Origin of the sequence: Actinomadura sp. GTD37, from assembly GCF_041951365.1 — a bacterium.
Taxonomy (GTDB): Bacteria; Actinomycetota; Actinomycetes; order Streptosporangiales; family Streptosporangiaceae; genus Spirillospora.
This window is the reverse complement of record NZ_JBGNUS010000003.1, coordinates 542,658-555,139: the sequence shown is the minus strand read 5'-3', so window position 1 is coordinate 555,139 and position 12,482 is coordinate 542,658. Positions and strand designations below refer to the sequence as shown.

Sequence of the window (12,482 nt, the reverse complement as noted above, 5' to 3'; positions counted from 1 at the left end):
TCGGGCGAGGCCGCCGCCGAACAAGCCACCGATTACCAACAGCCCGTGGCGGCTCGTTGTCGGCTCGGCGGTTCTGAAACGAATCGGCCTGCAGTGACCTTGGACGGCAGAAAAATCGGGCGGGAAGCGGACGATTCGGCATACAATGACACTGCCAAACTCGTTCCGACACGACAATTTCGGACTTTTAATCCGTAGGTTGTGGGTTCGAGTCCCACGCGACCCACCACCCCTGACCAGGGCAAACGCGAGAATGCTCCGGTTTGCCCCCCGCCCGACATGCCCCGCTTCGTCCCCGTGGCGGCTCGCTGGCGGCTCGGCGGCTCGATCCGGGCCCCGCGTCCGCCCTGGCAGCGCCTCGAAACCCGGTGCTCTTCGCCCACCCAAGCCAGGCATGTCGCCCACAGAACCGGCAGCCAGACCCGCCAGAGCAGTCAGCAACGCACTTCCGGCCGCGTGAATCCGCAGGCTCGCATCCCGGCGCGGGAGGCATCATCGAGCGCCTCTCACTACGCCGATCTTGAAGAGCGGTCGCGGGCAAGAGCACGACACGGCGAGGGTCTGTCCAGTTAACGGCTCTGTCGCATATTCGGTGGTGACGGACAGTGGTATCAGCCGAGCAGGACCCGGTGTCGAAGGAGCGGGAAGCCTGCGCGTCCGTACATCTGGCGTTTGATCATCTTGGTCTTGGTGTTGACGCCTTCGGTACCGCCATTGTGGAAGGGCAGGGTCACGGCAGCATTCACGGCGTCGCGGTCCAGGTCAAGCCCACGGGTGAACGCGTGCAGGTGAGGCAGGTTTTCGGCTCTTGCTTGGGTGATCCAGCCGGTCAGGCGATCGGCGTTGCCGTCGGCGGGGGCGAGCAGAGCGGCGAAGGAGCGCACGAGGCCCGCGAGCGCGGCCATTTCCGGGCAGGCGGCGATGCACGCCTCAAGCCGGACGGTCTGCCTCGACCCGTCCCTGGGTGATGTAGCGGTAGAGCAGGTTCTGGCTGCCGGTGTAGCCGAGCTGCTTGATCTCCTCCAGCAACTGCAGCACCGGGATCGCAGGATCTTGTTCGCGGCGTCGGCGCAGGTGGTCGCGGTAGGGGTCGACCAGAGTGGGCCGGTACTGCGGGGCGCGAACCAGCCGTTCGGGCTCGGGGACGCGGGCGTAGCGTTTGACGGTGTTCAACGCCAGTCCAAGGCGGCGGGAGCATTCCAGCAGTCCAACGCCCTTGTTCAGCAGGCCGTGAACCTGCTTCCAGCGCTCGCGGGTGGTGGCGGCGCGCTTGCCCTCGCGCGGCGGCGGCCCAGCTTTGGCCCAGCACGCGCTGTGCGCGGCGACCTCTTTCAACACCGCTTCGGCGAGGTTGTGCCAGATGTGCCACCGGTCGCCGACCTGCTGCGCGGGGGGAAGGGCACGGCGGATCGCCTCGGCGTAGGCGCCGGAACCGTCCCGGCATACGACTTGGACGCCCGGGTGCTCGCGCAGCCACGCTTCCAGGGTGTCGGCCTTGCGGTCGGGCAGCACCTCGACGCGCTGCTGGGTTTTCGGCGTTGATCAGCACGGTGGCGTAGCTGCGGCGCTTGCGCAGGGCGAAGTCGTCCACGCCGAGCACCCGCGGCACCGGCCGTTCCGGCAGCGGAAGCTTCAGCAATACGCGCAGCGCGGTGTGCCGGGACAGCAGCACGCCCAGCTCCGATAACAGGCGTATGCCGGCGCGGCTGGCCAGCTCTCGCACGACCGCGCCGATCTGCGAGGTCAAGCGGGGCGTACGGCGCTGGTAGCGCTCCAGGACGCCGGGCAGTTGTTCACGGAAGGTCTGGACGCAGCCGCGGATCGGGCACACCAGCCGACGTACCCGCACTGCGACCACGACCCTGCGAGCATCGACCGGAACATCGGCAACCGTCCGCCGCTGGTAACCATGCACCCGCGCCGACCTGGTGCCGCAACCCGGGCATGCCGCCGCGCCGTCGGGGGTCCGCGCCCGCACCCAGATCCGCTCGCCCTGATCCACCACGCCCTCGATGACCAGCGGAGAAAGCCCGGAGAACACCAGCTTCACAAGATCGTTGATCTCCTGCATGACCGATCGTGATACCACGAAACCAGGGCGTCACCACCGAATATGCGACAGAGCCGAAAACCGTACAGTCCCGGCGATCCGGGGTGAGGTCACTCTTCCTCGTCGTCAGCGGCGCCGGGTCCGCGCAGCGGCCGGAGTTCGCCGCTGCCGGGGCTGGCGCGTTGGAAGGAATAGCGGCTGTGGACGTTGGGGATGAACGGCGACGGCCGGGCGACAACCTCGTCCCGAATCGGGTGACCCTGGGCGCGGAACTGAGACGCCCTCGGTTGCCGGACGCTTGCCGATTGATGGGGAACGGTATGGTTCCCGTCGTGTTCACAGACGGGGTACAGAAGCAGATAGCACGGCTGGGTGGACGACTGCCTGAAGACTTCGAGCCGAAAGAATGGATGGTCTCCACGCCGGCCGGAGAACGGCGGGTGCCCGACTGGGCGCAGGCGCTCTTCGCCGTCGTCTTCGAGGCGGGTGACCTCCGCGCAGACGATCATTCCGAGTATCTCGTTCACTTTTACGAAACACCGATCGGACCGGGCTACTTCAAGCAGAAGAGCCAACGGGCCTGGCACGGGGTCGGCCAAAAGGGCGACTACTACTGGTACGTCGCAGATCTCGACGACACCTCGGCCAACCCGATGGTCCATAAGCTCGACATGGAGGGCGGGGACGGCGCCCTCGACTCCGGCATTCGGCTCTCCACCCTGCTGGCCGGATTGAAGGTCATCACCCCGCCGGGAGACGGCGACCGGTTGGCGCTCGCCTGCTCTGCGCGCGATGTCGCGGCCGCGACCGAGGAGCTGGCGCGGGGCGCCGGGCTCGGCCCCCTGGACGACACCGGGATCGCCCCGTTGCACCTGGCGGTCATGTCGCGTAGTACGGACCTGGTCCGACTGCTACTCGAGGCAGGTGCCGACGCCCGGGCCGAGATCGAGCACGACACGCAGACGCCGTGGACCTACGTCGACGCCAACGCCTACGGCAGTGGTGAGCTGTGGACCAGGACGACCGCGCTGCATCTCGCGCTGAACGGGGAGCTCGCGCACAGGCTGTACGAGGATGAGCCGGTCGACGAGATAGTGCGCCTGCTGCTGGACGCGGGAGCGGCCCCGGACGCGATCGACGGGTTCGGCTGGACGCCGATGCAGTTGGCGAACGCGAGTCCGCAGCTTGTTCGGCTCCTGCTGGCGGCGGGCGCGAACCCGAACCTGACCGGGGCGCTGCGCCCTCCGCTGGTGAGCGCGGCCTTCCGGAGCAACGCGAGCGAGGAGGTGGTGCGCCTCCTGCTGGCCGCCGGGGCCGACGCCAACAGCGTCGGCAAGGACGGCACCGCGCTCTCTGTCGCCGCCGGTAACGGCTCCACCACGGTCCTCCAGCTGCTGCTGGACGCGGGAGCCGCCCCGAACCGGCCCGACCCGCAGGACTGCTGGACGCCCGGCCGGACCCCGTTGCACAGGGCGCTGGGCCGGAAGGCGAATGTGGAGCTACTGCTTGCGGCTGGCGCGGACCCGAACGCGCGGACTGCGGACGGGTTCACCTCACTGATCACGGTGCTGCTGGGGTTCCATCTCGCTGACCCGGTGGAGATGGTCACAATGCTGGTCCAGGCCGGGGCCGAGGTCTGCGCAGCGGTGGACGAAGCCACGGTGCAGGCGTACGTTGCCAAGCAGTACAAGCCGAAAAAGCCGCTGGCCGACCTGACCGCGACAACGCCGCTAGGAATCGCGAAGCACCTCGGCATGACGCGTACGGCCGCTTATCTGACAAAGCAGGGCGCCGGCGGCTGATGCCGCCCATCCAGCAACGGAGTACCGCCATGCGCGCTGAACAGCCCGGACATTGAACCAGCGTGGACGACCCTGCTGCCGCGCCGCTGCCGCTCCATCTACTCAGCTCGTGGAATTCGCTGGTGGGCTGTGCTCCTGCAGGGTGATGAATGCGCTGTCCACCAAGGTGGGCAGGTCTTTATTGCCTTCGCTGTCTACCCAGATGGTGAGGGCGGTGGTCAACGCGGCCAATGCGGCGGAGGTGAGACATGTCGGCTCGTTGTCGGCTCGGTGGTTCCGAACCGGATCGGCACGCGGCGGCACCGTGCGGCACGCGAGTCGGGCTCGATGCGGACAGGCCGACACAGAATGGCATTAAGAATGCCGCGCTGATCCCGATAGTTTCGGACGAGTCCCACGCGACCCACTCAACGCATCGTCTATGCGGCTTGCGGATACGCGTCACGTACACGCGGTAGGGGGCTACTCTTCCTCGTTTGGAGGACGGAGGGCCGGGCTTCCTGAGCCGGGATCTTCCTTGGCACCAGTGCGCGCCTGGACCAGCTTCATGTCCGCGCAACCGGCGAGCATCAGCGTTGCGCGCCATGGCGAAGATCGTGCAGGCGGCAGCCCGGCGTGGCTACGCAGTCGCCGTTCGGGGTGATCTTGCTCGGAGCGAGTAGAGGATCGGGAGGTAGGTGTCGCCGAACGGGAACCGACGGGTGCCGTCAGGTTCCTCGGGCAGGATGCGGCTTCCGGGGAAATCGGCCTCGGTGTGCTCGCCGAGCCGGTCGATGATCAGTCCCGATCCGGCGGCCGCTGTCACGATCTCGCCCACCGAGTGCGGGTACTGGACCACCTCCTGTGCGGTCATCGGCAGGTCCGGGTCCGCATAGGTGTTCGCGACGACCTCACGCTGGGGCTCTCCTCCGCCGTAGGGCCAGTCGGCCACGAGCGGCTCGTAGCTGGCGAGGGTCTGGTAGGCGGGGTGCAGGTCGACCAGCACCAGCCTTCCACCTGGCCGCAGCGCCGTCTCCGCACCGCGCATCCACGCGTCCAGGTCCCTGATCCAGCACAGCACCCCGTAGGTGGCGATCACGAGGTCGAACCTGCCCGCCAGGTCGGACGGAAGGTTCTGCGTGTCCGCCTCGACGAAGTCAGCGGTCAGCCCGGCGAGCTTGGCCAGTTCGCGTGCCCGGACGATCGCCGTCGATGAGAAATCGACCCCGGTGACCCTGGCCCCCAGACGGGCCCAGTTGAGTGTGTCCATGCCGAAGTGGCACTGCAGATGCAGCACATCCTGGCCGTTCACATCACCGGCCAGCTCCAGCTCGATCCCGTAGAGCGTCTGCCGACCCGCCAGGAACGAGTCGACGTCGTACAGCATGTCGTTGGGGGTCGTGCCATGCGCCTGGGCACGGGCATCCCAGAGGGCACGGTTCGCGGTGAGCCCGTCGTGGGGAATGTTTCCGTTCATGCCCGCAGTGTGGCAGGCCGATTCGAGCGAGCGCCGACACCTGGTGGGTGTTGAGAATCGATCGTTTTGCGACAGGGTGATTGGCCATGCCGTCCGCCGGGCCCTCAGGTCTCCCCCCAGTCGCCCCGGTGAAGGCGGCCTCGCCGCCTTCGAACCGGGCGCCTGGGTGGTGATCTGATCTCCGAGTGCGGCCGGTTGTGGCATACCGTCGGAGTAAGGGCTGGGGACGCAGAAGCGGCCAATAAGTTCGACTTAAGAGCCGTTGGCTCCGCGCGCAAGGTCGGGTGCCGGGCCCTCCTTGTCCGGTCGAGGTCAGTCGAGGAGCGCGGTGGCTTCGACTTCGACCAGGACGTCCCGCTCGAAGAGGTAGTCGACGCCGATGAGGGACGCCGGGGGCATCGGAAGTTCCAGTCCGATCTCTTCGGCGACGGCCTCTACGCCCGCCATGAAGTCGCCGATTTTGTCCGGGCTCCACTTCGTGACGTAGAAAGTCAGCCGCAGCACGTCGTTGAACGTCGCGCCCGCTCCCGCGAGGCCGATGGCGGTGTTGCGGAGGCTCTGGGCGACCTGCCCGGCCAGGTCGCCTGGAGCGACCGGGGTGCCGTCGGCGCGGCGGGACACCTGCCCGCTGACGTGGACGTGCCGGGTTCCGGTGCCCACGGCAACGTGATGGTAGGGGGCGGGCTGCAGCATGCCTTCGGGAGTGAGGTACTGAACGGCCATGGGGTGTTTCTCCTTCTCAGCTTGGGTATCGGTAAGATACTTGGTGCAAGAAGGACACTTCAACGAGACCAGGTTTCAGCATGGATACCAACGGCGAGATCCGCATGGGCGCCGGGCACCGAGAACTTCTCGACCAGGTGCTCGACAAATGGTCCCTCAGCGTCCTGAACGAGTTGTGCGACCGGCCCTGCCGCTTCAACGAGCTCCGCCGGGCCATCCCCGCGGTCACCCAGAAATCGCTCACCGCCACCTTGCGGCGACTCGAACGCAACGGCGTCATCGAACGTCAGGTCACCTCCACCCGTCCGGTCGCGGTCACCTACCGGATCACCCCGCTCGGCAAGACCCTCCGCTACCCCGTCGACATCCTGCTGGCCTGGGCTTCCGAACAGATGCCCGCCATCGAACGCGCCCGCGACACCTTCGACGCTCAGAGTGACGCAGACATCTGAGGGCGAGGGCCGCCTGTGCCGGGCCTGACCGTTATCGGCTCTTCTCGATCACTGTGCGGACGGCGGTGAATGCCTCGGTGTACTTCTCCGCCGGTGACCGGGTGGCGCCTTCCTCCAGCCACCGTTCGGTGGCGAGCCGTACCGCGCACAGGACGATTCCCGCCACGAGCCGGGGGGCGAGGGGGCCGGTGCCGGCGCAGCGCGCTTCCAGGGCGGTGGCCAGGGTGTTCTCCCAGGAGACCTGCTCGGCGTCGGCATGTGCCCGAACGGTACGGGTCTCGGCGCGGATGCGGGCTTCGAGCTGGGTCATCTCCCGGTAGCGGCGCCAGTTCCCGGTGATGTCGAGGAAGGCGTTGCAAAGCGCGGTGAAGGCGTCCTCCTGCGGCGGTCGCGCGTCCAAAGCGGCCAGTACCGCGTCGAGGCGCCCGTAGTGCAGGCCGATGATGAAGCAGCTTTCTTTGGAGTCGAAGTAGCGGAAGAACGTGGAGCGGCTGATCTCGGCGCGCTCGCAGATGTCCTCCACGCGTACCGCCTGCATGCCGCGCTCGGCGACGAGCCTCACCGCGGCCTGCGCGGTCGCCGTGTACATGCGTTGCTTCTTCCGCTCCCGAAAAGAGCCTTCCAGCGCAGTCACAGGGTAAATATTGACACTCTGTCCCAATTGATGCAAAGTCTCCGGCATGGACGCTGAGCACCTGCGGTCGCTGTTCGACCTGTCCGGGAGGGTGGCGGTCGTCACCGGGGCCACGCGCGGCATCGGGCGTGCGATCGCCGAAGGCTTCGTCGCCGCCGGGGCGAGCGTCGTAGTCGCCAGCCGCAAGCCGGACGCGTGCGCCGAAACCGAGTCGCACCTGAAGGCGATGGGCGGATCGGCGCTCGGCGTCCCCACCCATCTCGGTGACCTGGACGCCCTCGACGCCCTGGTGGCGCGCACCGTCGACACCTTCGGCAGGCTCGACATCCTGGTCAACAACGCCGCCAACCCGTTGGCGCTGCCTTTGGGATCCCTCACCCCGGAGGCGTTCGCCAAGTCGCAGGACGTCAACGTCCGCGGGCCGGTCTTCCTGGTGCAGCGGGCGCTCGACCACCTCACCGAGAGCCCGTGCGCCTCGGTCGTCAACGTCGTGTCGGCGGGGGCCTTCATGTTCTCCCCGTACGTGTCGATGTACGCCGCCGCCAAGGCCGCCATGGTGTCCTACACCCGTTCGATGGCCGCCGAGTTCGCCCCGCGAGGCATCCGGGTCAACGCCCTGGCTCCCGGCACAGTGGACACCGACATGGTCCGCAACAACCCGCCCGAGTTCCAGACGGCCATGGAGCAGGCCGCCCTCCAGCGGCGGATGGCCGATCCCGACGAGATGGTCGGCCCCGCGCTGTTCCTGGCCTCCGGCGCGTCGAGCTTCGTCACCGGCCAGGTCCTCCACGCCGACGGCGGCCTGGTCGCGCGCTGACCCAGTAAGGATTTCCATGCTGACCGATAGCGACGCCTACCTGCGCGACACTCCCGCCTCGGGCCGGACGGTGCGCGTGGAGGAGCCCGCGCCGGGCGTCCGGCTGCTCACCCTGGACCGGGAGCACCGGCTGAACGCCATGTCCGGCGAGCTGATCAAGGACCTGCACGCCGCACTCGACGCCGTCGCTGCGGACGAGGACTGCCGCGCCGTCGTCCTCACCGGCGCGGGGCGGGCCTTCTGCGCGGGCCTCGACCTGCACGACCCCCCGGCCCGCGACGCCACTCCGGCGGCATCGGACGAGGAGGCCGCGCGGCGCCGCAGCCCGCAGGCCGCCATGCACGTCCAGCAGGCCATCGCCTCACTCGTCCCGAAGCTGCGCAACCTGCGGCAGCCGGTCATCTCCGCCGTCAATGGGCCGGCCTCCGGCGGCGGCTTCGCCTTGGCCCTGGCCAGCGACATCCGGGTCGCCGCCGTGTCCGCCCGGTTCAACGCGGCGTTCGTGCGGATCGGCCTGTCGGGCTGCGACATCGGCGTCAGCTGGCTGCTGCCGCGCCTGATCGGCGCGGGCGTCTCCCACGAGCTGCTGCTCACCGGGCGTTTCGTGGACGCCGCCGAGGCGCTGCGCCTCGGCCTGGTCAGCCGGGTCGTCGAGGACGGCGCGGTCGTCGAGGCGGCCCTGGAGACCGCCGCCCTCATCTGCGCCAACAGCCCGATGGGCGTCTGGATGACCAAGGAGGTCGCCTGGAGCCAGCTCGAGGTCGGCAGCCTCCAGGCCGGCATCGACCTGGAGAACCGGACGCAGATCCTCACCTCCCACACCCGCGACCAGACCGAGCAGATCACCGCCTTCCTACAGCGCCGCCCCCCGGACTACACCAACTCCTGAGCCTCGTTGAAGGTGGCGGCCGAGGGGCCCTGGGCGATCGGCCGTCCGGACGGTGCCGCGCCGGGGGTGCGGTCGCGGCGGAGGGACTCGGGCAGCGTGCCTGGGAGCTGGAGCAGGGGGTGCCGAGGGCCAAGTCGATCTCGCCGTCGCGCAGCCACGGCACCAGGTCGGTCATCTGCGACTCGCGGAGGCGGTCCGCCCGAGCGGCACGCCGCACGGCCCGCTGACCGAGCCCTACGCCCTCTACCTGTTCGGCATCCCCGCCGACCCCGCCGCGGCCCGCGCCGCCGCCGCCCGGCAACGCGCCCTCGACGAGGCCCTGCCCGTGAGGGGCCGCAAGCCCCTCACCTTCCTCAACTCGGCGGAGAGCGCGGCCGACGCCTTCGTCCCCGCCGCGCTCGACCGCCTGCGCGGCATCAAGCACGACAGTGATCCGCGCAACACCTTCCGCGGCAACTTCCCGGTGGCGGGGTGAGGCAGCATTTTCGATACGCACGTTGCGTAATTGCGTCCGGGCGAGTACGGTCGAATTACGAAACGTGCGTATCGAAAGGAGAGAGGTGCCTCCTCCAGCACGCCGCGGCAGACCCCGCGACGCCGGTGCCGACGAGCAGATCCTGCGGGCCGCCGAAGCGGAGCTGCTGGCCAACGGCTACGCGGCCTTCACGGTGGACAAGGTCGCCCGGTCGGCGGCCGTCGCCAAGACCACGCTGTACCGGCGCTGGCCCACCAAGGACCACCTGGCCATCGCCGTGATCGCCCGCATGCAGGACGAGGTCCCCGTGCCCGACACCGGGAACCTGCGGGCCGACCTCGTCGGCTACCTGGAGCGGATCGCGCTGGGGCTCAACCGGACGCGGCTGGCCGGGCCCGGCCACGGGCCGGACGACCCGTCGTCCGGCCTCGTCGGCGAGCTGGTCGCGGCGGCCGCGCGGCACCCCGACATCGGGGCGCTGGTCCGCGCGGTCTTCGAGCAGCGCAACGCCCTGGCCATCGGGCTGATCGACCGCGCGCGGCGGCGCGGCGACCTGCGCCCGGACACCGACCCCGAGCTGCTGTTCGACCAGCTCGCCGGCGCCCTGTACTACCGGCTGCTCATCACCGGCCGTCCCATCGACCGCGCCTACGCCGAACGCCTCGTCGACGCCGCCCTCTCCGGCGTCCTCCCCCCGAAGGAGCGGACATGACCACCACGGCCCCCGCCCCCGCCCGGACGCGCCGTCCGAAGCGCCGCCGCCTGCTGATCGCGTTCGGGATCGTCGCCGTCCTGCCGGCGGGCTACGCGTCCTGGACCAACCTGCGCCCCTTCACCCTGCGCGCCTCGATCGAGATCGACGCCACGCCCGAGCAGGTGTGGACGGTCCTGAGCGACCTGCCCGCCTATCCCCAGTGGAACCCGTTCATCGTCTCCTCCAGCGGCCGGCTGGAGAAGGGGGCGACCCTGCGCAACGTGATGCGCGACTCGGGCGGGGACACCGCCTTCACCCCGACCGTGCTGGAGGTCGCCCCCGGCCGGGAGCTCCGCTGGATCGGCAAGATCACCCCCGGCGGGGTCTTCGACGGCGAGCACCGCTTCCTGATCGAGCCGATCGCCCCCGGCCGCGTCAGGCTCACGCAGACCGAGCGGTTCACCGGGGTCGTGATCCCCTTCTTCCAGAGCCGGCTGACCGACCGCACCCTCCCGCAGTTCCACGCCATGAACAAGGCCCTCGCCCAGCGCGTCGGCGCGACCCGGCACTAGGGCCTGTCTCGAATTGCCTAGAATTCTGGCTCGTGACCGATTTCACGCAGGTTCTCAAGCGCTGGAGCGAAGCCGCTGACGTCGCAGTCGCGGACGAGCCGACGGCTCGGCGAATCGCGGAGGTCTTTATCGAGCGGGGCTATACCCAGGTCTTGCTCACCACTTGCACCTACCGCGGCCGCTGGGGCGATGAACCCGGCTGGCGCGTCCTGGCGTGGGACGACGGGCCATATCCCGACGACGACACCGAATGGTGGACAGCCGAAGAGCACCGGTTCGTCGCGCAACTGAAGGACGCCTATGGTGTCCGCCATCCGAGTCCGCCGGAACTCGGCTCCCTCGACGGGCTGCTCGTCGACCGGACGATAGAGGACGTGCGGGAGTTCCGCATGGCGTCCTTCGCTCACACCCCGCCCCGAGCCCAGAGCGCCGTGGTCCCGCGCTTGCTGGACCAAGGACCCCCATCGCTGTCAGGCGAGGGAGACCCGATCACGCTCACCGGACTGGACGACGTCGACTGGTCCTCCCTTGACCACGCATACGGCTCCGCAGACGACACGCCCGGCCTTCTTCGAGCGCTGGCTGCCAACGATGAGGGCTGGGGGGACGCCATGCACGAATACTTCAGCGCCATCGTGCACCAGGACACCGTGTATTCGGCGACGGAACGCACCATCCCGTTCCTGGTGCAAATCGCACTCGCGCCGAGCATCCTCCCCGAACGCCGTCTCGAACTCCTTCGGGACCTGATCTACATCGCCTCTCAGAATGCCTGGGCACTCTCCGAGCCCGACGTTGACGGCCCGGGAGCCCTGACGACCCGGGCCGTTGCCGATGCCGTCCCCGACCTGCTGGCCTTGTGGCAGCCGTCGCCGCAAGCCCACAAGGCCCGGCTACTCCTTCTGGCCGCGTTCAACCCGTCGGCAGCCAAGACGCACCTCAAGCAGTTCACCGATTTCCGAGCCACCTTGGACGGGCCAAGCCCCACTCTGGACCTCGCCCTAGCGCTCATCACCCAGGACGAGGCCCGCGCTCAAGACATCGCCCTCCAGACCACCACCTGGGATATCCGAACGCCTGACTACCTCGCCGAGAATCTGCCCCTCAACGCCCGCCTGATCAACGTCCTACTCCACCTCGCCGGAGACGAGCTGGACTAACCGGATCCCAGCTCTCAGCATGGTGCGGCCCGTCGAGCAGTTCACGGGCCACTGCGGTCAGCGTGACGGTCACGGGATCTCCTCCAGAATCAGGGCAGGGCAAGGCAGGGCAGGGCAGGACGCAATGGGCGGCACCGGCTGCCGAGCGTCGGACCGGTTCGCACCGGCCGGGTTCTCTCATGCAGACCCCGCGCAACGCCGGGAGAGGGCGTTCGGCCGTCGAGTGTGACCTGAATCACGCGGCGGCGCCAATCGCTGAGGGACCGTCCGGCCTCAGTGACCTGGTTCTATGCGTGCTTCCCGACTACACCACGAATGGCCTGGGGCACGTGTCGAGACATTCGGATGATCAGGTTGTGCGACTTGATCCGGTAACGTCCGCGCCCCGGGCGGGCCGGGCGAGCCCAAGCAGTCGAGGCGGACGGGAGCTCCGCCTACATGAAGGTCTCGAACTGCGGAGCGCACGAAGTAGGTACCGCCGGCTCCAGATCAGGAGAGTGCGAAGCCCCCCTCCTGGCGGACGAAAGATCTTCAGCGAGAGCTCTTCTACCGGGGCTCCACGCGCCTTTTCCGGTCCCCGCAACTGCCCGCAAGTCTCGTTCTAGGTGGTGAATGGATCGAGCGCCGACACACCCCACCCAAAAGGCATTTCAGTATCGAAATGCTCAGCCCGGTCGCCTACGTTGAGCAGCATCGCACCTCATCCAGGTGGTCGCGCTCCGGAGGGAACCTCATGTTCGCCACGGTCACGTAGGCCG

Annotated in this window: 11 protein-coding genes and 1 pseudogene; 8 read left to right on the top strand and 4 right to left on the bottom strand. The window is 68.6% G+C overall.

Annotated elements, in window-relative coordinates; genetic code table 11:
- Positions 1-611 precede the first annotated feature (611 nt).
- Positions 612-2,071: pseudogene (locus tag ACA511_RS20955) on the bottom strand (ISL3 family transposase).
- Positions 2,072-2,382: 311 nt separating this feature from the next.
- Here ACA511_RS20955 and ACA511_RS20950 point away from each other — a divergent pair.
- Complete coding sequence (locus tag ACA511_RS20950) at positions 2,383-3,852, top strand: ankyrin repeat domain-containing protein (RefSeq protein WP_375026127.1); 1,470 nt, start codon at positions 2,383-2,385, stop codon at positions 3,850-3,852.
- A 619-nt stretch (positions 3,853-4,471) separates the two neighbouring features.
- Here ACA511_RS20950 and ACA511_RS20945 read toward each other — a convergent pair.
- Complete coding sequence (locus ACA511_RS20945) at positions 4,472-5,308, bottom strand: class I SAM-dependent methyltransferase (RefSeq protein WP_375026126.1); 837 nt, start codon at positions 5,306-5,308, stop codon at positions 4,472-4,474.
- Positions 5,309-5,620: 312 nt separating this feature from the next.
- Entirely contained in the window at positions 5,621-6,031 is a 411-nt protein-coding gene (locus ACA511_RS20940; protein ID WP_375026124.1) for a RidA family protein, read from the bottom strand.
- An 80-nt stretch (positions 6,032-6,111) separates the two neighbouring features.
- Between ACA511_RS20940 and ACA511_RS20935 the strand changes: the two genes are divergently transcribed.
- The gene (locus tag ACA511_RS20935) at positions 6,112-6,483 is read left to right on the top strand and encodes a winged helix-turn-helix transcriptional regulator (protein ID WP_375026123.1); all 372 of its coding nucleotides are present in this window, start codon (positions 6,112-6,114) and stop codon (positions 6,481-6,483) included.
- 31 nt (positions 6,484-6,514) lie between these two features.
- Here ACA511_RS20935 and ACA511_RS20930 read toward each other — a convergent pair whose 3' ends face one another.
- Positions 6,515-7,072 carry a TetR family transcriptional regulator gene (locus tag ACA511_RS20930; protein ID WP_375026122.1) on the bottom strand — a complete coding sequence of 186 codons (558 nt, stop codon included), beginning with the start codon at positions 7,070-7,072 and terminating at the stop codon, positions 6,515-6,517.
- 91 nt (positions 7,073-7,163) lie between these two features.
- Between ACA511_RS20930 and ACA511_RS20925 the strand changes: the two genes are divergently transcribed.
- From ACA511_RS20925 to ACA511_RS20900, 6 genes are all read left to right on the top strand, one after another.
- Positions 7,164-7,934 carry an SDR family NAD(P)-dependent oxidoreductase gene (locus ACA511_RS20925; protein WP_375026121.1) on the top strand — a complete coding sequence of 257 codons (771 nt, stop codon included), beginning with the start codon at positions 7,164-7,166 and terminating at the stop codon, positions 7,932-7,934.
- A gap of 16 nt (positions 7,935-7,950) precedes the next feature.
- Positions 7,951-8,823 (top strand): enoyl-CoA hydratase/isomerase family protein, encoded by an 873-nt coding sequence (locus ACA511_RS20920; RefSeq protein ID WP_375026120.1) that lies wholly within the window; start codon positions 7,951-7,953, stop codon positions 8,821-8,823.
- A gap of 52 nt (positions 8,824-8,875) precedes the next feature.
- Entirely contained in the window at positions 8,876-9,298 is a 423-nt protein-coding gene (locus ACA511_RS20915; RefSeq protein WP_375026118.1) for a hypothetical protein, read from the top strand.
- Positions 9,299-9,383: 85 nt separating this feature from the next.
- A complete protein-coding gene (locus tag ACA511_RS20910) occupies positions 9,384-10,010 on the top strand; it encodes a TetR/AcrR family transcriptional regulator (RefSeq protein ID WP_375026117.1) in 627 nt (208 codons plus the stop codon).
- Complete coding sequence (locus tag ACA511_RS20905) at positions 10,007-10,564, top strand: SRPBCC family protein (protein WP_375026116.1); 558 nt, start codon at positions 10,007-10,009, stop codon at positions 10,562-10,564. Before ACA511_RS20910 ends, ACA511_RS20905 begins: the two co-directional genes overlap by 4 nt.
- A gap of 32 nt (positions 10,565-10,596) precedes the next feature.
- A complete protein-coding gene (locus tag ACA511_RS20900) occupies positions 10,597-11,724 on the top strand; it encodes a hypothetical protein (RefSeq protein ID WP_375026115.1) in 1,128 nt (375 codons plus the stop codon).
- Positions 11,725-12,482: the final 758 nt, after the last annotated feature.

Coding starts and splice junctions, on each gene's coding strand:
- ACA511_RS20945 (WP_375026126.1), bottom strand. CDS start 5,308: ATGAACGGAAACATTCCCCACGACGGGCTCACCGCGAACCGTGCCCTC.
- ACA511_RS20940 (WP_375026124.1), bottom strand. CDS start 6,031: ATGGCCGTTCAGTACCTCACTCCCGAAGGCATGCTGCAGCCCGCCCCC.
- ACA511_RS20935 (WP_375026123.1), top strand. CDS start 6,112: ATGGATACCAACGGCGAGATCCGCATGGGCGCCGGGCACCGAGAACTT.
- ACA511_RS20930 (WP_375026122.1), bottom strand. CDS start 7,072: ATGTACACGGCGACCGCGCAGGCCGCGGTGAGGCTCGTCGCCGAGCGC.
- ACA511_RS20925 (WP_375026121.1), top strand. CDS start 7,164: ATGGACGCTGAGCACCTGCGGTCGCTGTTCGACCTGTCCGGGAGGGTG.
- ACA511_RS20920 (WP_375026120.1), top strand. CDS start 7,951: ATGCTGACCGATAGCGACGCCTACCTGCGCGACACTCCCGCCTCGGGC.
- ACA511_RS20905 (WP_375026116.1), top strand. CDS start 10,007: ATGACCACCACGGCCCCCGCCCCCGCCCGGACGCGCCGTCCGAAGCGC.